Raw genomic sequence first — 19,973 nt, 5'->3', positions numbered from 1 at the left:
TGTACCCGTACCCCTGCGGAGCAGGCTGGAATGCCCTCGCGCGGACGACGACGCCGCCCCTCCCCGGTTCCTAACGTGGTGCCCGTCCCACCCCACCGAAGGAGCAAGCGATGTCCAAGGCCGTCCGCCATCTCGTTCCCGCCCTCACCGCGCTCAGCGCCGCCGCCTTCGTCGCCGCCGACCTGGCCAACCCCGACTACGACCCTGTCGCCGAGACCGCCAGCCGCTTCGTGCACGGCACCGCCGGCTGGCTCATTCCCACCGCCATCGCCGCCATGGCCGCCGCAGCGGCGCTGCTCGCCCTCGCCGTGCGCGGCCTCGGCGGACGCATCGCCCTGTGGACCGCCGCCACCGGACTGGCCCTCGCCGCCGTCTTCCGCGCCGACCCGCCCGGGCACTACAGCGCCCCCTCCGCCTCGGAGATGGCCCACGGACTCGGCGCCTGGATCGCCTTCACCGCCCTCCCCGTCGCCGCTCTGCTGCTCTCCCGCCGCCTCGGCCTGCGCGCGGCGGCCTGGGCCTCGGTAGCCGCCACCGTCGTCTTCACCGTCTTCCTCATTGACGTCATGGACGGCCCCTCCCTGCGGATCGGCTCCTCCGAAAGCCTCGTCGGCCTCACCGAGCGGCTGGCCATCGCCGCCAACCTGGTCTGGCTCGCGCTGGCCGCCCGCCGATCCGGCAAGATCCGCACATGACCTCGCCCAGATGGAGCGCGGTGGCCGCGGCCGCCGCCACCGCCCTGGCGGTGCTCACCGCGGGCGCGTCCGACCTCATCGGCGCCGCCCCGCTGGCCGCCGCGCTCGCCGCCTGCGCCATAGCGGCGCGGCGGTGGCCCGTCGCGGCACTGCTCACCGGCGCCGCCTGCGTCGTTGCCGTGCGCACCGCCGGACTCGTGGAGATCGGCTGGCTGTGGCCCGCCGCCTTCCTCTTCTACACCGCTGCCGGCACCCGCCGCGGCCTCATCTGGGCCACCGGCACCGGCGCCTTCGTCCTGCTGTTCGCCGCCAACTGGCACGCCACCGTAGCGCCCGCCCCGCTCACCGTCCTCGGCCTGGAAGCCCTGGGACTCCTCGCTGTCGTCTCGCTTGCCCAAGCCGCCCGCAACCGGGCGCTCTGGCGCGACGAGCAGGAGAAGCGCCTGGAACGCCTCGCCGAGGAACGCCGCCTCGCCAACCGCAACCGCGCCGTCGAGGAGCGCCTGCACATCGCCCGCGAACTCCACGACGTCATCGGCCACACCCTCACCGCCGTGGGCGTCCAGCTCCGCGTCGCCGCCGAGGTCCTGGCCGACTCGCCCGAGGAGGCCGCCGAGGCGCTCGCCGCCGCCCGGCGTGTCCGCGCCGAGGCCTTCGGCGACCTGCGCGCCCTCGTCACCGCCCTGCGCACCGGTGAGGACGCCGCCACCGACCCCCGCGTCGACGCCGGCGTCCTCGACCGCCTGACCGCCCCCGCCCGCGAGGCCGGCCTCGCCGTGACTGTCACCGTCGAGGGCGACACCGGTCTCCTCCCCTCCGCCGTCGGCCTGGCCGTCCACCGCGTGGTCGCCGAGTCGCTGACCAACGCCGTCCGCCACTCCGGCGCCTCCCGCGTGGCAGTCCGCCTCGACTGCGCCCCCGCCCGCGCCGTCGTCGAGGTCGCCGACGACGGCGGCATCGCCGCACCGCCCGCCTTCGGCAACGGCCTCAGCGGCCTCCGCGAACGCGTCACCGCCCTCGGCGGCCGCCTTACCGTCACCGCCGAGGCGGGCCTCCATCTGCGCGCGGAGATCCCCGTGCCACGATCGGCCGCATGACGATCTCGGTACTCCTCGCCGACGACCAGACCCTGGTCCGCTCCGGCTTCCGCGCCCTGCTCAACCGCGACAGGGGCATCGCCGTCGTCGCCGAGGCCGGCACAGGTGACGAGGCCGTCCGCCTCACCCGCGCCCACAACCCCGACGTCGTCCTCATGGACATCAACATGCCCGGCATGGACGGCCTCACCGCCACCGAGCGCATCCTCGCCGACCCCGCCACCAGCGCCTCCCGCGTCATCATCCTGACCACCTTCGACACCGACGAGCACGTCTTCGCCGCCCTTCGCATCGGCGCCAGCGGCTTCCTCGGCAAGGAGACCGAACCCGCCGAACTGCGCCACGCCGTCAAGGTCGTCGCCGCCGGCGAGGCCCTCCTCGCGCCCGGCGTGACCCGCCGCGTGATCGCCCGCTTCGCCGGAGCGACCGGCACCGTCACCGCCGAAGACGCCCGCCTGGACGCCCTCACCGCGCGCGAACGTGAGGTGATGCGCCTGGTGGCGACCGGCCTCGACAACGCCCAGATCGCTCGCGACCTGGTGATCAGCCCCCTGACGGCGAAGACGCACGTGACGCGCGTGCTGGGGAAGCTGGGACTGCGGGACCGGGCGCAACTGGTGATCCTGGCCTATGAGAGCGGGTTGGTGCGAGTGGGCGGCTGATCACTCCGACCGCCTCACCGACAGCCCGCCGTGCGTCGCACCACGCGGTCGTGAAAAGGCGAGGCGTCCTATGTGGATTGCGCATGCGGTCAGCCGCCCCTTCCGGCCGATACAGCGCCGCCGTAGGGCCGAAACCCGTGCCCTCAGCCCTCGATCGCCTTCTCCGACTTCTCCCAGTTGGCCTCGATCTTCGCCATGTACGCCGCCACCGACGCGCTCGGCTCGGCCCCGCCGGCGTAGGCGGCCATCGAACCCGGCCCGGCGTTGTACCCGGCGGCCAGCAGCTGGTCGCCGCTGTACTCGCCGGCCGCGTCCTCGGGCAGCTGACCGGCCAGGTCGTGCAGGTACCAGGCCGCGGCCTGCACCGCGAGCTCCCGGTCGTCGGGCAGCTCCTCCCACTGGCGGCCCTCGAAGTCGCGGCCGCGCTTGGTGTCGTCGAAGGCGGCCTTGTGCATGTTGGCGATGCCGAAGGAGGCGTCGGGGTCGAGCAGCTGCCAGGCGCGCTCGGCCTCGGGGTCGTGCGGCTTGTAGGACTCGTTGTAGAGGATCGCCATCAGCAGCACGGGATTGACGTCGGCCTCGGCGGCGTGCTCGCGCACTTCGGCGGCGTAGTCGGCCGGGTCGTAGTCGCCGCCGATCGGCTGCGGGTTCCAGCTGTGGTCGTCGGTGACCTTCGCGCTCGACGGCGTCTCGTGCGGCCCCGCCGACGGAAGTCCGCAGCCGGCCAGCGCGAGCGCGGCGAGAGCGGCGAGGGCCGCCGGTCCGGCAACGCGCAAGCCGAGTCGTACACCCACGGCGACCTCCTCCATCGGTGTCGACGTTACCGGCGCGACCTCTCGCGACAGCGGGCGAGGGTGCCCCGGGCGCGCCGAAGGCGCCCACCGTGACCACGGCGGGCGCCTTCGGCGGACTTCCCTGCTCAGTCCTTCGGGACCAGGACCACCGGCAGCCGCCGGTGACCGTTCGAGATGAAGCTGGGCACGGGTTCGAGGGCCTCGTCGGCGAGGCGCATGTCGGGGAAGCGCTCGAACAGCGCGGGGAGGGCCACCGCCGCTTCGAGGCGCGCCAGCGGAGCGCCGAGGCAGTGGTGCACCCCGTAACCGAAGGCGACGTGATCCTTGTGCGGGCGGGTCACGTCGAAGGTGTCGGCGCTGTCGCCGTGCGGCTTGGAGCCGCGGCCGGCCGCGGCGAAGGAGGCCAGGATCGCGTCGCCCTTGGGGATCACGATGCCGTCGACGTCGATGTCCTCGACGGCGAAGCGCAGCGGCAGGTTGGCCACCGGCGCCTCGAAGCGCAGCGACTCCTCGATCACGTCGTCCCAGCTCGCCCGGCCCTCGTAGACGTGCGCGAGCTGCACGGGGTGGGTGATCAGGGCGTGGATCGCCTGGTCGAGAAGGTTCACGGTCGTCTCGTGCCCGGCACTGATCACCAGCAGCAGCGTGTCGACGAGTTCCTGCTCGGTCAGCGAGGAGCCGTCGTCCTCGTCGCGGGTGCTGATCAGGAGGCTGGTCATGTCGTCGGCCGGCTTGTCGCGCTTGATCTCGACCAGCTCGCCGAGGATCTGGTACATCGCGCCGTAGTTGGCGGTGGCCTCCTCGGGCGTCAGGGACGTGTCGAAGATGCCGTCGACGCACTTGCGCAGCCCCGGCCCGAGCGAGTCGGGCACGCCCATCAGGTCCGTGATGACCTGGATCGGCAGCGGGTAGGCGAAGTCCTCGCGCAGGTCGGCGACCTCGCCGGGCGCCGTGGCGGCCAGGTTCGCCAGCAGGTCGCCGGTGATCTCCTCGATCCGGGGGCGCAGCGCGGAGGTGCGGCGGTGCGTGAAGGCGGGCGCGACGAGCTTGCGCAGACGCCGGTGGTCGCCACCGTAGGCGGTGAACATGTTCGTCACCGCGACCCACAGGAACAGCGACCACGTGTGCGAGATCTCGCCGTTGATGAAGGCCGGCCAGTGCTGCCGGGCGTCCTTGGAGACACGGGAGTCGATCAGCAGCCCGCGCAAGGTGTCGGCGTCGCTGACCGACCAGGCGAGCACACCGCCGGGCAGCTCGACCTGGGTGACCGGGCCGCGCTCGCGGATGCGCGCGGCCTCGGCCTGGATGTCGGTCCCGGCGGGATCGAGGACGAGGGGACGGGGGTCCATCAGGGGTTCTCCTAAAACGCGGTGAGGGGAGGCGAGGCGGGGAAGACCACGGGCAGTGCCGCCAGCGACCTCGCGAACGGGCCGGGCCGCCACTGGAGCCGGTCGGCGGGCACGGCGAGGCGGATCTCGGGGAGGGCGTCGAGGATCTGGTCGATGGCGTCCTGGGCGATCAGGTAGGCCGCCGACTGCGCCGGGCACGCGTGCGGGCCGATGCTCCACGCCAGGTGCGAGCGGTTGTCGGTGCGGTCGCCGGCGGCGATCGCCGGATCGTTGTTGCACCCGGCAAGGCTGATCAGGACAGGCTGGTGCGCCGGCAGCCACACGTCGTCGATCATGATCGGCTGGGGCGGGTACGACATGCAGTAGTTCGCCATCGGCGGGTCCTCGAACAGCACCTCGTCGAGGGCGTCGCGGGCCGACAGGCTCCCGCCGAGGACGTTCCCGGCGAAGCGCTCGTCGGTGAGCATCAGGCGCAGCGTGTTGGCGATCAGGTTCGTCAGCGGCTCGATCCCGGCGCCGTACAGGGTCACCAGCTGGTGGATCATCTCGACGTCGTCGAGCCCTGTCGGGTGCTTCATCAGTCGCGAGGTGACGTCGTCTTGCGCGACCTCCTTCTTCAACCCGACCAGCTCGACGAGCGCCGCGGTGAGCATGTCGTTGGCGGCCTGCGGATCGTCCAGCTCGAACAGCGCCGCCATGCCCTTGGCGACACGCTCGCCGATCTCGGGCGGGCAGCCCAGCATGGCGTTGACGACCTGGAAGGTCAGCGGCCACGCGTACTGGGTGAGCAGGTCGGCCGATCCCTCGGCGCAGAAGGAGTTGATCAGCGGGACGGCGAGCCGTTCGACCGTGGCGTGCAGCGCGTGCAGGTCCACGCCGTCGAGGGCGGAGGTGTTGGCCTGCCGGTAGCGGGCGTGCTCGGCTCCGGCGCTGCGCAGCGCGTTCGGGCGCCACTCCAGCATCGGGCGGACCGGGCAGTCCTCGGCGACACCGCGCTGCCACATGCGCGGGTCGGCCGGGAAGTGCTCCGGGTCGTTGAGGATGCGGACCGCCGCGTGGTAGCCGATGACGAGTGTCGCCGGGATGCCCGGGGACAGCTCGACCGGCACGAGCGTGCCGAAGCGGGCGCGCATCTCGCGGTAGGCGCGGTGCGGGTCGGTGGCGAACTCGGGAGCGTAGAGCGGGTAGCGGTACCCCTGGGGCGGGGACGAGGAGACGGGGCAGACCGGCGGGGAGGCGGAGGACTGCTGGGTGCTCAAGGGCGGGACTCCAGTCGGTGGAACAGGAATTCGGCGAGGGTGATGAGGGCGCGCACGCACGTGGCCCGGTCCCTGGCGTCGACCGACGTCAGGGGCGTCTCGGGGTCGAGGTCCAGGGCCTCGCGCACCTCTTCGAGGGGGTGGCGCGCGGCGCCGTCGAACTCGTTGACGGCGACCGCGAAGGGCACGCCGCGCTCCTCTAGCACGGCGAGCACCTCGTCGGCCTGGTCGAGGCGGCGGGTGTCGACCAGCACCAGCGCGCCGAGGGCGCCGCGCGCGAGGTCGTCCCACATCGGCAGGAAGCGGCGCTGGCCGGGTGTGCCGAACAGGTAGAGCGCCAAGGTCGCGCTGACCGTGATGCGGCCGAAGTCCATCGCCACCGTGGTCTGCGTCTTGCCCGGCAGGCCGGCGAGGTCGTCGACGCCGACGCTGGCCTCGGTGATGGTCTCCTCGGTCCGCAGCGGCCGGATCTCCGAGACGCTGCCGACGAAGGTGGTCTTGCCGACGCCGAAGTTCCCGGCGACCAGCAGCTTCACCGAACGCGTCACGGTGTCGGCGACGTAGTCGACCGCCGTGTCAGACCGCGAGGGCGCGTAGCCCATTGAGCACCTCCTCCAGCATGCCGACCTCGGGCATCGACTCGGCGGGGACGGGCGAGTCGACGTGACCGCCGTCCATCAGGTCGCTGACCACGATCGTGACCACCGAGGGCGGCAGGTCGAGGTAGGCGGCGAGTTCGGCGATCGAGAGGGCACCGTGCGTGCTGCACAGCCCGAGCACGCGGCGGGCGTCGGGCGCCATGGCCTGCGGGTTGGCGTTGGCCTTGGGCGGGTTCTTCGCGGTGACGACGAGGGTGACCAGGTCCAGGTCCCGCGTCGCCCGCGAGCGCCCGCCGGTACGGACGTAGGCCCGCACCAGATCGGGATCTCGCCGCGGGCCGCTCATGTCAGGCCGCCGCCGTCGCCGCGCCGGGGCTCGCTGCCCAGCTCGTGTCCGACCCGCGCGGCGAGCTGGTTCATGCGGTGCGCGACGAGGCCGACGTCGACGGCGGTCGTGGTGGACACGCCGAGGAGGGCGCCGTCGCCGGCGGCGGTTATGAAGATCATGCCCTCGTCGTACTCGGTCATGTTCTGGCGGACGGCGTTGCTCGGGCCGCCGCAGAACTCCGAGAGGGCCTTGCCGAGGGACTGAAGGCCCGAGGCGGCGGCGGCGAAGCGTTCGGCGTCGGCGACGGCGACGCCTTCGGAGTGCGCGATGCGCATGCCGTCGTCGGACAGCAGGACCGCGAAGCGCACGCCGGGGCCGTCGAGTTCCTTGAGCAGCCAGCCGAGGTTGTTCCTGCCGTCGGCGACCTGTGCGTGGCGTGAGCCCATCAGGATGTCGTCCCTTCGGTGTGGTCGGACGCGGCGGCGCGGCCGCTCTGGGTTCCGGTGTGCCAGGCGGCGGCGATGCCGGGCCGCGCGGGTTCGGAACTGTTGGGGCGCGGGTGGTGCCCGTTGGCGACGGGGCCGGCGACCGCGCGGCGCCGGCGTTTGGGCAGTCCGCCGGGGGTCTCGGCGGGTTCGGCCGACTCCGCCTCGGCGATTGCCGCGGCGACGGCGGACGGGGCGGCGCTCGCCGCCGGAGCCGGCGCGGCGGGCGTTGTGGCCGCGGCGGCGACGACCGGCTCGCGGTCCTCGGCGGGGGTGACCAGCAGGGTCTCGGGAACGAAGACCATCGCGCGCATGCCTCCGTAGGCGTTGGGTCCGTCGACGGTGACGCTGAAGCCGTAGCGGCGGGCGAGGGCGGCGATGCCCGGGAAGCCGACCTTCGGGGAGGGGCCGAGCTGGTGGATGTCGACCGGCCGCTCGCCGGACAGGATCTGGCGGGCCGACTCGCGCTGCTCGGCGTTCATGCGGACGCCGGCGTCGTCGACGATCACGGTCACGCCGTGGTGGCCCTCCTGGAAGCCGACCTCCACATAGGACGTCGGCGGGGAGTAGCGCAGCGCGTTGTCGAGCAGCGTCGCGACGGTGTGCACGAGCGGTTCGACGGCGCGGCTGATGACACCGCGTTCGAGCTGCTTGGGCTGCACGCGGGTGTAGTCGCGGACGCGGCCCATGGCGCCGCCGACGACGTCGGTGAAGGTCTGGGACGGCCAGCGGCGCCCGGGCAGGCCGCCGCAGACGATGACGTAGGACTGGGCCTGCCGGATCATCTGCTGGACGGTGTGGTCGATGCGGGTGAGGGTCTCGTAGACCTCGTCCTCGCGGTGCTTGCGCAGGGCGGCGCTGACGACCTGACCGACGTCGGCGCCGAGGCTGACCACGGAGTTGCCGAAGGAGCGGACGGCGGCCGCGGTGACGTCGTGGGAGTCGGTCTCGATGCGTTTGAGCGTCGACTCCTCGGCGGCGCGGATCGCCTCGCGGGCCTCGTTCTCGACCTCGCGGCGGGTGGTCTCCCCGGTCTCCTCGCGCATTCGCCGCAGGTCGCCGGCGTAGCGGTCGGCGATGGCGCGCAGGTTCTCCGAGAAGCGCGAGTTCTCCATGCGCGGGGCGGTGAAGTCCCCGGTCTGGGCCTCGGGCCGGGTGACCGAGTCGGCCACCGAGGGAAGGGTCTTGCCGACGAAGTGCTCAAGGGCGCCGTCGCGGGCGTCGAGGCGCACCTTCAGGGCGTCGGCGCGGACTCGCTGGCGTTTGGCCGTGCGCGCCAGGTAGACCGCCAGCGCCGCCGCCAGTACGAAGGCGGCGACGGAGCACCACAGGAGCGTCACGGCTGTTTCAGGTCTCATCGGTTCTCTCGCTGAGGTCGAGGGGACGGGGATCGCCGGGCCGTCGCCGACGTGAGGGGCGCCCGTTGGGGAGCATGGAAGGGCTCGCCGGTCCGCGGGTGTGGTGGCACGCGCGGACCTTCGACGGCCGGGAAAGGCGGGGCGGGACGAATTAAGAGCGGGTTCCTGAAAACGCGGCCGAAGCCGTCGCGGGGAATGCGGGGAGAAGCGTCCGTTCGCCGGAGGGCGTCTTCGTCACCGAAGCTCACAGTGTCCGTACGCCCTCCATCCGATGCCGCCGGCCGAGACGGTCTCTTCAGGTCACGGTTCGAGCCGTCGAAAACGTGCCTGAGCCGTGGCAAGCCCGATCAAAGCCGGGAACCCGACGATTCCGCACACACTAACAGCATTCCGTCGAGGGGCAACGGGCTCCACAGGGGATAACGAGAGACATTCACATTCGATACGGGCGGCGGCCCGCCGGGCGGGCGATCCCTTACGCCGTCGGCGAAAACACGCGCGCGGCCCGCGTGGAGCCCGGTATAGCTGGAGGCGAGCCATCCGGTCCGCGTGCCGGGCCACGAGGCGGTCAGGAGAAGCGCCATGCCGGATCCGGTCGGAAACGACGACCTCGCCAGCCGCCGTTCGCGGCTGCTGCTGCGCACCCTCATCGGCCTCGTCCTGCGCCGCAGCCGCCTCGAACAGGGCCGGACCCTGGCCGACGTCGCGCGCATGGCGCGGGTGTCGATGCAGTACCTCTCGGAGCTCGAACGCGGCCGCAAGGAGGCCTCCTCGGAGGTCCTGGCCGCCATCTGCGACGCGCTGCGCGTCGACCTGGCCGACGTGCTCACCGAGGTCGCGCGCGACCTCGCCGCCGAACGCGCCCGCATGGCCCCCGTCGTGCGGATCGAAGCCGTCCCGGCCCGCGCCGCTTCACGCGGGTCCGGCGACGTCTTCTGCCTGGCGGCCTGATCAGCGTGCCACGGCCAGTTTCTTGCCTTTCGCCTTGCGGCTGGTGATGACCTTGTCGGCCAGGCCGTAGGCGACCGCCGCGTCCGCCTTGAAGGTGATGTCGCGGTCGGTGTCCTCCTTGATCTTCTCGGCCGAGTGCCCGGTGTGCAGGCTGAGGATCTCCTCCATGTCCGCCCGCATCCGCGCCACCTCCTTGGCCTGCACGGCGAGGTCCGGCAGCGTTCCGCGGGCCTGGCTGGACGGCTGGTGCAGCATGACCTTGGCGTGCGCGAGCATCGAGCGCCGGCCGGGCGCGCCGGCCGCCAGCAGGACGGCGGCCGCGCCGGTCGCCTGGCCCATGCAGAAGGTCGCGATGTCGGGGCGGATGAACTGCATCGTGTCGTAGATGGCCGTCAGCGCGCTGAAGGATCCGCCGGGCGAGTTGATGTAGAGACCGATCTCCATCTCCGGGCTGGCCGACTCCAGGTGCAGCAGCTGCGCCATGATCACGTTGGCCACGCCGTCGTCGATCTCGGTGCCCAGGAAGATGATCCGCTCCGACAGCAGCCGCGAGTAGATGTCGAAGGCCCGCTCGCCGGTCGGGGTCCGCTCGATGACGGTGGGGATCGTGTACTGGCTCATCGTCAGACCCCCACCCGGCGCTGCGCGACGGCGGGCCGCACGTCGGACACGTGCTCGACGATGTGGTCGATCATCCCGTACTCGCGGGCCTCCTCAGCGCTGAACCAGCGGTCGCGGAGACTGTCCTTCTCGACGGTCTCGGCGTCCTGGCCGGTGTGCTCGGCGACCAGACCGGTCATCAGCCTCCCGACCCGCTCCAGCTGCCCGGCGTAGATCTCCACGTCGGCGGCGGTGCCGCCGAAGCCCGCCGAGCCCTGGTGCATCAGGATCTGCGAGTGCGGAAGGCTGTAGCGCTTACCCCGCGTGCCCGCGCACAGCAGGAACTGGCCCATGCTCCCGGCCAGTCCCATCGCCAGGGTGCTGACGTCGTTGGGGATCAGGCGCATCGTGTCGTAGATGGCGAGCCCGGCGCTGACCGAGCCGCCCGGCGAGTTGATGTAGAGGCTGATGTCGCCGCGCGGATCCTCGGCCGACAGCAGCAGCAACTGGGCGCACAGGCGGTTGGCGACCGGGTCGTCGACCTCGGTGCCCAGCACGATGATGCGCTGCTGGAGGAGTCGGGCGGCCAGCTGGTCGTCGAGTGATCCGCTGAACGTGGTCTGCATCGGGTGCTCCCGTGGTCGGCTTCAACGGGACGGCGGTGATCCGTCCCGTGGCCAACAATGGGTCGCCGAAACCGCCCCGGACAAGGCGATCTGCTCTCAGCAGAGAACTAGCCGGCGAGGCCGGTGACGACCTCGGCGTGCGGCTGCTCGCCGAGCGCGCGGCCGGGCAGGATGAGCTTGCCCCGGCGGGCCCCGCTGCCGATGAGGACATGGGGCGTGGCGGCCACGGCGGCGTCGATGAGCAGCGGCCAGCCGTCGGGGAGCCCGATCGGAGTGATGCCGCCGTACTCCATGCCGGTCTCGGCGACGGCGACGTCCATGGGCGCGAAGGAAGCCTTGCGGGCGCCGAGGTGCTTGCGGACGGCCTTGTTGACGTCGAGGCGGGTCGTGGCGAGCACGACGCAGGCGGCCAGGGTGGTGGTCTCTCCCCTGCGGGCGGCCACGATGACGCAGTTGGCGCCGACCTCGGGGGCGACGTCGTAGGCCTCGCAGAAGGCGGCGGTGTCGGCCTTCTCCGGGTCGGTGTCGACGAAGAGGACGGACTCGACCGGGTCGGTGGCCGACCAGCGCTTGAGCGCCGCGGCGACGGGCGCGACGAGGAGGTCGGCGCGCTCGACTGCGGGCCGGACGTTGTCGAAGGATCCGAAAGGTGCGTCAACCATGTGACCAGCAAACCATCCCGCTCTCAGCGGGTGTGAGGGTGCCCGATGACCCGGGCACCCTCACAGCGGTCAGTCGAGCGCGTAGGTCCGGACGGTGGTCTGGGTGACCGCCGAGCCGAGGTCGTCGGTGGCGGAGGTGCGGACCGAGACGAACTCCGCCCCGGCCGGGTGGTGGAGGGTCGCGGTGGCGTGGTCGCCGTCGCGGGTGAGGCCCACGGCGGTCCAGGTGGCGCCCTCGTCGTAGGAGATCTCAAGGCCCAGCGACGACGCGGTGGCCTCGGTGCCGCCGGGCTGCGAGGTGTAGTCCAGCGTCACCTTCTGCGGGGCGTCGCGATCGGCGACGCCGCCGAAGACGTCATCGGCACCGAAGAGGACCAGGGAGAACGGCAGGGGCGTCGAGACGCCGGGCTCGGCCGGTGCGGTCTCGAACTCCCAGTCCAGGGTGGACTCGGTGAGCAGGTTCGACCAGGGGATGTCGAGGCCTCCGTCGATGGTCAGCCGGTAGCGGCCCGCCTCTCCGGGGTAGAGACCGGTGTCGAACCAGTTGACGTCGCCTTCGATCCGGTTGATCTCCGCATCGTCCTTGGTGATGACGACGACGTTGTCCATCGGGGAGTCGTCCAAGCCGCCGCCGTACATCCAGTACGTCTCGCCGGCGGATCCCTCACCGAGTTGGTCGAAGCCGAAATAGAGGAGGTCGTCGGTGCGATAGTTCCCCGACGCGCCCTTGTCCCCGTCGGGGTCCTCGGCGGCGTAGGGCTGAATGCCGTAGGTCAGCGGTCCGGTACCGAGCCGCCACGCGTGCCGGCCGGCGGTGAAGCTCCGCTGCTCGGCGGCGTAGCCGATCGAGACACCGTCCGTCCGGTCCCAGAACTCGACGACCGGGGTGTTGGTGAGCCGGGGGTCGGCGACGAAGAGATCGGTCCCCCGGTAGGGCAGGGAGACGGTCTCCACGACACAGGACGGGCTCGGGCGGCGGTCGGCGTGCCCCTGGCTCATGCAGAGCCCGGCTCCGCTCACCGGCTTGCCGAAACCTCCGTACTCGACGGCGACCTCGGCGAGCTCGCCGTCGTCCACCTCGCGGAACAGGTCGGCGGGGACCTTCCCGCTCTCCAGGAAGAGCAGCCGGTAGGTGTAGGGATCGACGGTTCCCGATGGGCTTCGGCGAATCTCGGCGTGCGCGAAGTGCACGGCGGGATCGGCCGAGGGGGTGGCGTACATCTTGTGGTCGGCCCCGAAGGACGCGCCGGCCGCCACCTCCCCGGGCTCTTCCCCGCCCGAGGTCCAGGACAGGAGGATCTCACGCTGCCCCGGCGTCGTCTCGCGATCGACACGGGTGCCGACGAGCGCGGACTTCCTCCCGTCGACGGTGACCGAAAGCGGCCCGTCGCCGACGGTGAAGCGCTTGACGGCGGCGACGTAGGCGCCCTTGTGATCACCCGCCGGATCGGTGATGACGTCGGCGGTCAGGCCGTACTCGCCCGGCGGCAGTTCGACGGTCCCGGAGGCGGTGCCGTCGAGGTAGACGCCCTCCCAGACCATGCCGTCGGCCGAGACGATGCTCGCCCGGACGGTGTCCGGCACGAGGCCGGCCCTGTCGCGGAAGGTGACGGTGACCGCCCGGGTCTCGTCCTCGGCGAGGCCGCCGCCGGCGGGAACGAGGCCCTCGTACGGGCGCTCGTCGGTGAGCACGGCGCTCGCCGCGTCGGTGATCCCGGCGCGCATGAGCGCCGAGACGTTGAAGCGGCGGGGATCGAGGCCGCCGCCGGCGAAGTCGCCGGCCACATCGGCCGGGATGAAGCTGACGTCGCCCGAGCCGTCGAGCGCCGTCGCGCTGAGGTGGCCGACCTCCTCTCGGCCGACGGCGGGCTCGTATCCGTATCGGCCGCCGGGGAGCAGGCTCACCCGGTCGCCGGTCGGCAGTATCACCGACCGGACATGGTCTGAGGCCGCGGCAGGCGGCGCGGCCTCCTCGGTCTGCTCGGCAACGGCCGGAACGGCCGTCAGCAGAACGGCGGCGGCCGCCAGCAGCGGCGTCACTCGTCGCAATCGCACCAGAACTCCTCTGAGAACCTCGGGGACTCTTCCCCGTAAACGGGGCCGGGTGCCCGCGCGGTTGCAAGCGGATCTGATGTGGACGGTCTCAGCCGGGCGCCGGGACGCCCTCGAACAGCCGCCCGAGTTGGTAGTCGATCAGTTCGGCGGCTCGCTCGGCCTCGTGGACCTCCAGCATCACGTAGGTCGTCAGACCGTCGGCGAGCGCGAGCAGCAGCATCGCCTCGGCGTCGAGGTCGCGGTCGGCGGCGATCTCGCCGCGTTCGACTCCGGCGCGCAGGAGCTCGGCGAACCAGGCGAGCAGCGGCGGGATGCCCTTCCTCGCCGGTTCGCGCATCCGGGCGTCGCGGACGGCGCGGCTGAAATAGGCGATCTGCACGAGGATGCCGGTGCGGGTGTTGTCGTCGAGGGGGAGCATGCCGCGCAGGCACACCCGCAGCATCTCGTAGGGGGTGGGCGGCCGGTCGGGGAAGGCCGCGGCGAGGCGGGCGCGGATCTGGCGGTCGGCGAGTTCGCTGATGTGGTTGGAGGCGAAGACGAGCATCTCGTCGCGGCCGGCGAAGTAGTGCTGTAGCTGACCGAGGGAGATGCCGGCCTCGTGGGCGACCTCGCGGAGGCTGGCCTTGTCGAGGCCGCGGGTGCCGGCGATCCGCCACAGGGCTTCGGCGATCTTCTGCCGTCTGGCCTCATGATCCACGCGCTTGGGCACGGCGACCTCCTTTTCAGGTCAAGTGTACTGCTATGGTGGGCGAAGTGTTTCCAATACAATTGACTTGGAAGGTGTACCGGTGACCGCCCCTCCCGTCGTCCGGCTTCGTCCGCCCCGGTTTCGCGTCGACCCCCGTGCCCGGCGCTGGTGGACGGTGCAGGCCCTCGTCGTCTTCAGCGGCCCCGCGCTCCTGGCAGCGTGCACGCTCCTCGTGCTCTCCGTCCTGTTCTTCCCCGGCGCGCTGCCCTGGCTGGCGCCGCTGCTCGCGATCACCTGCGTGATCCCCGGCCTCGCCTACCTCATCGCGATGCCGCGCCTGCGCTACCGCGTCCACGCCTGGGAGCTGGGCGAGGACGCGCTCTACGCCGCCTCCGGCTGGTGGTGGCGCAAGCACCGCATCACGCCGCTGTCGCGGGTCCAGACCGTCGACACCGTCCAGGGCCCCATCCAGCGGGCCTTCGGGCTGGCCAGCGTCACCATGACCACCGCCTCCACCGCCGCCCAGGTCACCGTCGCGGGCCTGTCGAGGGCCGACGCCGAGCAGCTCGCCGCCCGCATCGGCGAGTCCGCCCGCCTGGAGAGGCGGGACGCGGCATGAACGGCCACAGGCTCTCCCCGCGCACGGCTCTCGTCCGCGCCACCTGGCTGCTCCCACCGCTGGGATCGGCGATCCTGGCGGCCCTGGCCACCGGCGGGCGCTTCGACGCGCGCTTCTGGATCATCACCGGCTCGACGGCGGCGGCCTTCCTCGTCGTCCTGGCCATCGCCCTGGTCCGCCTGCGGACCACCCGCTACCGCCTCACCGGCGAGGCCGTCGAGATGTCCTGGCGGCTGTTCGGCCGCCGCGAGCGCTCGGTACCGCTCGACCGCGTCCGCTACGCCGACATCACCGCCGGTCCACTGCACCGCGTCCTGGGCATCGCCGTGCTGCGGATCGGCACGGCCGGGTCGGGCGAGCTCGTCCTCGACGCCCTGCCCGCCGCCGAGGCGCGCGAACTGCGGTCACGCCTGTCGGCGAGCGGGTCCGGCGGCATCCACAGTGTTCTGTCCACTATGGACGTACGCTGGTTGCGCTACGCGCCGCTGACCTTCTGGGCCTTCGGCGGCCTCGGCATCGCCGTCGGGTCCCTCTACCGCGTGCTCGACTCGGTCGGCATCGAACCGTGGCGGCTGCCGCTGGTCCGCGGCGCCTTCGAGGAATTCGGCAAAAGCGCCCTGTGGCTCACGGTCCCGCTGCTCATCCTGGCCGTCGTCCTCCTCGGCGCCCTCGGCGCCACGGCCATGTACGTCGAGAACTGGTGGCACTTTCGGCTCGCATGGAGCGACCGGGACGAACTCTCGGTCCGGCGCGGCCTGTTCACGACCCGCTCGGTCACGATGGAGCGGCGGCGCCTGCGCGGTGCCGAACTCGCCGAGCCGCTGCTGCTGCGCGCCGGTGGCGGCGCGATGGTGCGGGCCGTCGCGGGCGGACTCGGCGACGCCGAGGAGACCCGCTCGCGCAGCCGGATCCTGCCCCCGGCGCCGCGAGCCGAAAGCGTGTCGGTCGCCGCCCGAGTCTCCGGCGCCACGCCCGGGACGCTGTCGGCACCCGACCTGATCGCCCACCCCCGCGCGGCCTTCTCCCGGCGGCTGCGCCGGGGCCTGTTCTTCGCGGTCCTGCCGGGCACGGCGGCCTTCGCGGTCGCGGCCGTCCTTTTCGGACCGTCCTGGTTCCACGGAGCCTGGATCTGGTCCCTGGCCTCGCTTCCGGCGACCTGGTGGCTCGCCGCCGACGCCCACCGTTCACTCGGGCACGCCGTCGAGGGTCACCACCTGCTCATCCGCAGCGGCACCTTCAGCCGCGACACCGTCGCCCTCGACCGCGACGCCGTCCTCGCCTGGACGTTCACCAGCAGCCCTTTCGGGCGGCGCGCGGGCCTGGTCGGCCTCACCGCCGCCGTGGCCGCCGGACGGCACGGCTACCGGATCCCGGACATGGCCGCCGACGAGGCGATCGGGTTCGCCGAGGGTGCGGCGCCGGGCATTCTGGCCGAGTTCCTGGTCTGGCCCGAGGAGCCGCCGAGTCCACAGGAGACGGCCGCCTCTCAGCGGCCCGGCGCCGAAACGAGTAGGGTCACCGGGCATGTTGGTCAGCAGGCGATTGGTCCTACGTCACGGCGATGAGGCCGATGTCGGCAAGCACGCCGCCGCACTCGGTTACACCAAACGGATGGACGTCGCCGCCGACGAGGACGCCGAGATCGCGCGAACCGTCATCTGGCACGCCGACACCGGCCCCGGCCTCGTCTACCGGGAGGACCTCGCCACCGGGCTCCCCTTCCTGGTGGTCACCTCCGCCGACCCGGTCGAGCTGCGCGGCGCCGTCGAACTGGCCGAAACGGTCCTCGACACGTGGCGGCTGGCCGAACTCCTCGCCGGCGTCGACGCCGGGCAGCGGCCCCGCGACCTCGCCGAGGCGATACTGCTCCTCGGGCTCGGCGCGCCGTCCTCGCACGACCCGCGCTTCTACTCGCGGGTGTCGCGGCACCTGGCCTCGGCCGACGCCACCGTCGCCGAGGCGGCCCTGTTCGCCGTGCGCTACCAGCCGTGGGAGGAGTACGTCGACCTCATCGCCGAGCTGGCCGCCGGGTCCGGCCCCGCCGCGGCGTCGGCCCGCGAACTGCTCGAACAGCTGGAGGACGACGGCGTCGACGACGACCTGCGCCAGGCCGGAGAGTAGCCCTCGCCACCTTCGGGAATCCACGACGGCGCCGGCTGTTGGTCTTGGACATGACCAGGTTCTCGGTGCTCGACCGCTCCCTCGTCCGGGCCGGCCAGGACACGGCGGCCGCGCTGCGCGACACCGTCGACTTCGCCCGCCGGATCGAAGACCTCGGCTACCACCGCTTCTGGGTCTCCGAGCACCACTCGGTGCCCGGCGTGGCCGGTTCGGCGCCGACCGTGCTGGCCGCGGCGGTCGCCTCCGCGACCTCGCGGATCCGGGTCGGGACCGGCGGCGTGATGCTGCCCAACCACCGGCCGCTGATCGTCGCCGAGCAGTTCGGGGTACTGGAGTCGCTGTTCCCCGGCCGCATCGACATGGGCCTGGGCCGCTCGGTCGGCTTCACCAACGGCATCCGCCGCGCCCTCGGGGTCGGCAAGGAGGTCGTCGACGACTTCGGTGAGCGCCTCGCCGAGCTGCTGGGCTGGCTCGACGGGACCCAGCGGGTCCACCCGGGCGTGCACGCCGTGCCCGTCGAAGGACTGCGCGTGCCCGCGTTCGTGCTGGCCATCGACGGCGGCGCCGACATCGCCGCCGCGCAGGGGCTCCCCCTGGTGATCGCCTCCGGCCGCGACCGGGGACGGCTCGTCGGCGCGATCGAGCGCTACCGGGACGCCTTCCGCCCGTCGGCGCAGGCACCGGCGCCCTACGTGATCGTTGCGGCCAACATCGCCGTCGCCGAGACCTCCGAGCGGGCCGCACTGCTACAGCTCCCCGAAGCATGGGCGACGGTCGTGTCACGCACCAGGGGCGTGTTCCCCGCACTGTCGGCGGTCGCCGACATCCCCGTGCCCGACGAGCGCGAACGGCGCTTCCTCGACGAGGCGCGAGGCTCGCAGATCCACGGCACCGAGGCGGAGGTCGCCGAGGCCGTCGGCGAGCTCCTGGACGCGACCGGGGCCGAGGAGATCCTGGTGACGCTCAACACCTTCGACCCGGCCGAGCGGCTCGACTCCTACCGTCGGCTGGCGGCACTGGCGACCGTGCGGGCTTGACAAGAGGGCCCGCCTAGGCGCCGTCCCACCATCGCAGCACGCGCAGCGCCCGCAGGGTGTTCCACATGCTCGGCTCCCCCGGGCCGCCCTCCATCGAGAAGTGCACGCGCCCCGGATGGACGCGGTCGAGCGTCCAGAAGCCGTCCGGCCGGCGCTTCGAGCGGACCAGCTCCACCGCCTCGGCCATGCGCGGATCCGGGTCCGCGCCCGCGCCGCGGAAATAGTCGAGCGCGCGGAGCACGTCGTAGTGCCAGTAGTACGGGAACGCGAAGTCCAGGTACTCGGGGACGACGACCTCGCCGGTGCTCGCTCGGCGGAACAGGCCCCGCTCCAGCAAGTACTCCTCGCCGCCGCGCAGGGCCTCCCGGACGGCCCGCGAGCCGCCGGTCGCGCGCTCGTAGGCGAGCAGGCCGTCGAGGACGTTGATGGTCGTGTCGAACGACGAGCGCACCGAGCCGTACTCCGCCTGGCAGTTCCACCCGCCGTCGGGCAGGCGCTCGGCGAGCACGCGCTCGACGATCGGCGCCACGTCCACGCCGAAGTAGGCGCCCGTCGCGATCGTCCGGCCGTTGATGCACGGCTCGACCTCGCCGTCGAAGAACCGTTGCCCCTGGTTCTCCCAGCGCGCGTTGTCGGCGACGAGCGCCACCGCCCGCCGCGCCGGCACGCAGCCCGGCTCAAGGCCGAGGATCTGGAGGGTCTGAAGCGTGTGCGCCGTCGTCGTCCAGGGCTGCCCGTCCTCCCCCACCGCCGGCGGGACCGGGAACAGGGCACCGCCGTCCCACAGGCCGTCGGGATCCTCCAGCGCCAGAAGGCGGGCACCCCACCCCAGATGCTCCACGCGGGCGCGTTCGCTCGCGACGTCGGCGGGCGGGGCGCCGGCGAGGTCGCACAGGACCTGCCAGCGGATCGCGGGATCGGAATCGAGGAGCTGGTCCACCACGTTCATCGCGGCAGCCTAGCGCGGCCCTGCGACATGTGGGACGGACCGCGTCCCAGCCCGGGTGCGTGGATCAAGGTCCCCTCTGCCCAGGCAGGCGCCGCCGCGCGTGTCCCACGGTGTCCCAGCGGTGATGCCGGGAGGTGGCCGCGGGTGGTGACATGTGGTCAGAAGCGAGGCGGGCCGAACGTCCGGCCTCCCGGCCCAGAGAGAAGGACACACGATGAACACTCAAGACAGCGTTGCCACCGGCGGCACCTTCAGCACCGAAGAACGCGACGCCATGAAAGACCGCGCCAGGGAGCTCAAGGAAGAGGCCCGCCGCGACAAGTCGAAGGCCAGCGGCGACAAGAGCGTCCGGGCGAAGATCGCCAAGATGCGCGAGACCGACCGCACCATCGCCGAACGCCTCCACGACATCATCACCGACAACGCGCCCGACCTCACCGCCAAACTCTGGTACGGCATGCCCGCCTACACCAAGGACGGGAAGGTCGTGTGCTTCTTCCAGAGCGCCCAGAAATTCAAGACCCGCTACGCCACCCTCGGATTCAGCGACCAGGCCAAACTGGACGACGGCGACCTGTGGGGAACATACTTCGCGATCCCCCGCCTCGGCGAGGCCGAGGCAGAGCGCATCGCGAAGCTGGTGCGGCGGGCTGTGCTTACTGGGGCTGTGCTTGCTGGGGCTGTGCTTGCTGGGTCGGAGGCTAACGAAACGCCTGCGGGGTAGGGGATCGGGCTGCGGCACCTCCTCCGGTGCCGGGTCCCCGGCCGGGGTTACGCCTGAACTGGCGGGTGCCCGACGTGGAGCGGCCGGTCCCGGCCCGGGATGACGCCTGAACTGGCGGGTGCCCGGGATGGAGGGCCGGCCGGCCGGCGGCCCGCCTGCGGCCGTGGCGAAGCCGGCCGCTCAAGGGCAGGGAAGTACGGCCCGTAGCCGAGGCGAGAGTTCCGGGTCCAGGGACGGAGTTCCTGGTGGGGGTCTGGGGGCGAAGCCTCCCAGCAGGGTCTGGGACGGAGTCCCAGCGGGGTCCGGGGCGGAGCT

22 protein-coding genes are annotated in these 19,973 nt (G+C 72.3%); 9 read left to right on the top strand and 13 right to left on the bottom strand.

The window, feature by feature from the left end; genetic code table 11:
* Window positions 1-110 precede the first annotated feature (110 nt).
* From AB0I28_RS38110 to AB0I28_RS38100, 3 genes are read left to right on the top strand one after another with little or no spacing between them, the layout of a single operon-like run.
* A complete protein-coding gene (locus AB0I28_RS38110) occupies window positions 111-695 on the top strand; it encodes a DUF998 domain-containing protein (RefSeq protein WP_357501000.1) in 585 nt (194 codons plus the stop codon).
* The gene (locus AB0I28_RS38105; RefSeq protein WP_357500999.1) at window positions 692-1,792 is read left to right on the top strand and encodes a histidine kinase; all 1,101 of its coding nucleotides are present in this window, start codon (window positions 692-694) and stop codon (window positions 1,790-1,792) included. Before AB0I28_RS38110 ends, AB0I28_RS38105 begins: the two co-directional genes overlap by 4 nt.
* Window positions 1,789-2,454 carry a response regulator transcription factor gene (locus tag AB0I28_RS38100; protein WP_357500998.1) on the top strand — a complete coding sequence of 222 codons (666 nt, stop codon included), beginning with the start codon at window positions 1,789-1,791 and terminating at the stop codon, window positions 2,452-2,454. The genes AB0I28_RS38105 and AB0I28_RS38100 overlap by 4 nt, the downstream gene beginning before the upstream one ends.
* A gap of 143 nt (window positions 2,455-2,597) precedes the next feature.
* Here the strand turns inward: AB0I28_RS38100 and AB0I28_RS38095 are convergent, their stop codons facing one another.
* From AB0I28_RS38095 to AB0I28_RS38065, 7 genes are all read right to left on the bottom strand, one after another.
* On the bottom strand, window positions 2,598-3,248 hold the full coding sequence (locus AB0I28_RS38095) for a transglycosylase SLT domain-containing protein (protein WP_357500997.1): 651 nt from the start codon (window positions 3,246-3,248) through the stop codon (window positions 2,598-2,600).
* Between the two features lie 125 nt (window positions 3,249-3,373).
* Window positions 3,374-4,597, bottom strand: a complete 1,224-nt coding sequence (locus AB0I28_RS38090; RefSeq protein ID WP_357500996.1) for a cytochrome P450 — start codon at window positions 4,595-4,597, stop codon at window positions 3,374-3,376.
* An 11-nt stretch (window positions 4,598-4,608) separates the two neighbouring features.
* On the bottom strand, window positions 4,609-5,856 hold the full coding sequence (locus AB0I28_RS38085) for a cytochrome P450 (protein ID WP_357500995.1): 1,248 nt from the start codon (window positions 5,854-5,856) through the stop codon (window positions 4,609-4,611).
* The gene (locus AB0I28_RS38080) at window positions 5,853-6,458 is read right to left on the bottom strand and encodes an ATP/GTP-binding protein (RefSeq protein ID WP_357500994.1); all 606 of its coding nucleotides are present in this window, start codon (window positions 6,456-6,458) and stop codon (window positions 5,853-5,855) included. The genes AB0I28_RS38085 and AB0I28_RS38080 overlap by 4 nt, the downstream gene beginning before the upstream one ends.
* Window positions 6,433-6,801, bottom strand: a complete 369-nt coding sequence (locus AB0I28_RS38075) for a DUF742 domain-containing protein (RefSeq protein ID WP_357500993.1) — start codon at window positions 6,799-6,801, stop codon at window positions 6,433-6,435. Before AB0I28_RS38075 ends, AB0I28_RS38080 begins: the two co-directional genes overlap by 26 nt.
* Window positions 6,798-7,229, bottom strand: a complete 432-nt coding sequence (locus AB0I28_RS38070; protein ID WP_357500992.1) for a roadblock/LC7 domain-containing protein — start codon at window positions 7,227-7,229, stop codon at window positions 6,798-6,800. The genes AB0I28_RS38075 and AB0I28_RS38070 overlap by 4 nt, the downstream gene beginning before the upstream one ends.
* On the bottom strand, window positions 7,229-8,626 hold the full coding sequence (locus tag AB0I28_RS38065; protein ID WP_357500991.1) for a hypothetical protein: 1,398 nt from the start codon (window positions 8,624-8,626) through the stop codon (window positions 7,229-7,231). Before AB0I28_RS38065 ends, AB0I28_RS38070 begins: the two co-directional genes overlap by 1 nt.
* A 582-nt stretch (window positions 8,627-9,208) precedes the next feature.
* Here AB0I28_RS38065 and AB0I28_RS38060 point away from each other — a divergent pair.
* Window positions 9,209-9,577, top strand: coding sequence for a helix-turn-helix transcriptional regulator (locus AB0I28_RS38060; protein ID WP_357500990.1), 369 nt, complete (start codon window positions 9,209-9,211; stop codon window positions 9,575-9,577).
* Here the strand turns inward: AB0I28_RS38060 and AB0I28_RS38055 are convergent, their stop codons facing one another.
* The 5 genes from AB0I28_RS38055 to AB0I28_RS38035 form a co-directional block, all read right to left on the bottom strand.
* Window positions 9,578-10,198 (bottom strand): ATP-dependent Clp protease proteolytic subunit, encoded by a 621-nt coding sequence (locus AB0I28_RS38055; RefSeq protein ID WP_357500989.1) that lies wholly within the window; start codon window positions 10,196-10,198, stop codon window positions 9,578-9,580.
* A 2-nt stretch (window positions 10,199-10,200) separates the two neighbouring features.
* Window positions 10,201-10,803 (bottom strand): ATP-dependent Clp protease proteolytic subunit, encoded by a 603-nt coding sequence (locus AB0I28_RS38050; protein WP_357500988.1) that lies wholly within the window; start codon window positions 10,801-10,803, stop codon window positions 10,201-10,203.
* Between the two features lie 107 nt (window positions 10,804-10,910).
* Entirely contained in the window at window positions 10,911-11,465 is a 555-nt protein-coding gene (locus AB0I28_RS38045; RefSeq protein WP_357500987.1) for a YbaK/EbsC family protein, read from the bottom strand.
* Between the two features lie 69 nt (window positions 11,466-11,534).
* Window positions 11,535-13,520, bottom strand: a complete 1,986-nt coding sequence (locus tag AB0I28_RS38040; protein WP_357500986.1) for a hypothetical protein — start codon at window positions 13,518-13,520, stop codon at window positions 11,535-11,537.
* A gap of 88 nt (window positions 13,521-13,608) precedes the next feature.
* A complete protein-coding gene (locus AB0I28_RS38035) occupies window positions 13,609-14,229 on the bottom strand; it encodes a TetR family transcriptional regulator C-terminal domain-containing protein (RefSeq protein WP_357500985.1) in 621 nt (206 codons plus the stop codon).
* 79 nt (window positions 14,230-14,308) lie between these two features.
* Here AB0I28_RS38035 and AB0I28_RS38030 point away from each other — a divergent pair, with 79 nt between their 5' ends.
* Genes AB0I28_RS38030 through AB0I28_RS38015 form a run of 4 tightly spaced genes read left to right on the top strand, consistent with a single transcriptional unit; the run spans window position 14,309 to window position 17,985 of the window.
* Entirely contained in the window at window positions 14,309-14,827 is a 519-nt protein-coding gene (locus tag AB0I28_RS38030; protein WP_357500984.1) for a PH domain-containing protein, read from the top strand.
* A complete protein-coding gene (locus tag AB0I28_RS38025) occupies window positions 14,824-16,392 on the top strand; it encodes a PH domain-containing protein (RefSeq protein WP_357500983.1) in 1,569 nt (522 codons plus the stop codon). Before AB0I28_RS38030 ends, AB0I28_RS38025 begins: the two co-directional genes overlap by 4 nt.
* Complete coding sequence (locus AB0I28_RS38020; protein WP_357500982.1) at window positions 16,352-16,948, top strand: hypothetical protein; 597 nt, start codon at window positions 16,352-16,354, stop codon at window positions 16,946-16,948. The genes AB0I28_RS38025 and AB0I28_RS38020 overlap by 41 nt, the downstream gene beginning before the upstream one ends.
* 50 nt (window positions 16,949-16,998) lie before the next feature.
* Window positions 16,999-17,985: an LLM class flavin-dependent oxidoreductase gene (locus AB0I28_RS38015; RefSeq protein WP_357500981.1), complete on the top strand. Its 987-nt coding sequence runs from the start codon at window positions 16,999-17,001 to the stop codon at window positions 17,983-17,985.
* A gap of 13 nt (window positions 17,986-17,998) precedes the next feature.
* Here AB0I28_RS38015 and AB0I28_RS38010 read toward each other — a convergent pair whose 3' ends face one another.
* Window positions 17,999-18,934, bottom strand: coding sequence for a hypothetical protein (locus tag AB0I28_RS38010; protein ID WP_357500980.1), 936 nt, complete (start codon window positions 18,932-18,934; stop codon window positions 17,999-18,001).
* A gap of 214 nt (window positions 18,935-19,148) precedes the next feature.
* Here AB0I28_RS38010 and AB0I28_RS38005 point away from each other — a divergent pair, with 214 nt between their 5' ends.
* Complete coding sequence (locus tag AB0I28_RS38005) at window positions 19,149-19,658, top strand: DUF1801 domain-containing protein (RefSeq protein WP_357500979.1); 510 nt, start codon at window positions 19,149-19,151, stop codon at window positions 19,656-19,658.
* The last annotated feature ends 315 nt before the right edge of the window (window positions 19,659-19,973 follow it).

This window comes from Phytomonospora sp. NPDC050363, from assembly GCF_040655735.1.
In the GTDB taxonomy this organism is placed as follows: domain Bacteria; phylum Actinomycetota; class Actinomycetes; order Mycobacteriales; family Micromonosporaceae; genus Phytomonospora.
Note: the sequence above shows the minus strand (reverse complement) of the source record. Positions and strands in the feature narration are given on the sequence as shown.

What these genes read in the sequence shown, in the direction of transcription:
- AB0I28_RS38080 (WP_357500994.1), bottom strand. Translation starts at nt 6,458, where the DNA reads ATGGGCTACGCGCCCTCGCGGTCTGACACGGCGGTCGACTACGTCGCC.
- AB0I28_RS38010 (WP_357500980.1), bottom strand. Translation starts at nt 18,934, where the DNA reads ATGAACGTGGTGGACCAGCTCCTCGATTCCGATCCCGCGATCCGCTGG.
- AB0I28_RS38065 (WP_357500991.1), bottom strand. Translation starts at nt 8,626, where the DNA reads ATGAGACCTGAAACAGCCGTGACGCTCCTGTGGTGCTCCGTCGCCGCC.
- AB0I28_RS38005 (WP_357500979.1), top strand. Translation starts at nt 19,149, where the DNA reads ATGAACACTCAAGACAGCGTTGCCACCGGCGGCACCTTCAGCACCGAA.
- AB0I28_RS38050 (WP_357500988.1), bottom strand. Translation starts at nt 10,803, where the DNA reads ATGCAGACCACGTTCAGCGGATCACTCGACGACCAGCTGGCCGCCCGA.
- AB0I28_RS38045 (WP_357500987.1), bottom strand. Translation starts at nt 11,465, where the DNA reads ATGGTTGACGCACCTTTCGGATCCTTCGACAACGTCCGGCCCGCAGTC.
- AB0I28_RS38090 (WP_357500996.1), bottom strand. Translation starts at nt 4,597, where the DNA reads ATGGACCCCCGTCCCCTCGTCCTCGATCCCGCCGGGACCGACATCCAG.
- AB0I28_RS38070 (WP_357500992.1), bottom strand. Translation starts at nt 7,229, where the DNA reads ATGGGCTCACGCCACGCACAGGTCGCCGACGGCAGGAACAACCTCGGC.
- AB0I28_RS38105 (WP_357500999.1), top strand. Translation starts at nt 692, where the DNA reads ATGACCTCGCCCAGATGGAGCGCGGTGGCCGCGGCCGCCGCCACCGCC.
- AB0I28_RS38055 (WP_357500989.1), bottom strand. Translation starts at nt 10,198, where the DNA reads ATGAGCCAGTACACGATCCCCACCGTCATCGAGCGGACCCCGACCGGC.
- AB0I28_RS38015 (WP_357500981.1), top strand. Translation starts at nt 16,999, where the DNA reads ATGACCAGGTTCTCGGTGCTCGACCGCTCCCTCGTCCGGGCCGGCCAG.
- AB0I28_RS38025 (WP_357500983.1), top strand. Translation starts at nt 14,824, where the DNA reads ATGAACGGCCACAGGCTCTCCCCGCGCACGGCTCTCGTCCGCGCCACC.
- AB0I28_RS38020 (WP_357500982.1), top strand. Translation starts at nt 16,352, where the DNA reads ATGTTGGTCAGCAGGCGATTGGTCCTACGTCACGGCGATGAGGCCGAT.
- AB0I28_RS38100 (WP_357500998.1), top strand. Translation starts at nt 1,789, where the DNA reads ATGACGATCTCGGTACTCCTCGCCGACGACCAGACCCTGGTCCGCTCC.
- AB0I28_RS38075 (WP_357500993.1), bottom strand. Translation starts at nt 6,801, where the DNA reads ATGAGCGGCCCGCGGCGAGATCCCGATCTGGTGCGGGCCTACGTCCGT.
- AB0I28_RS38060 (WP_357500990.1), top strand. Translation starts at nt 9,209, where the DNA reads ATGCCGGATCCGGTCGGAAACGACGACCTCGCCAGCCGCCGTTCGCGG.
- AB0I28_RS38110 (WP_357501000.1), top strand. Translation starts at nt 111, where the DNA reads ATGTCCAAGGCCGTCCGCCATCTCGTTCCCGCCCTCACCGCGCTCAGC.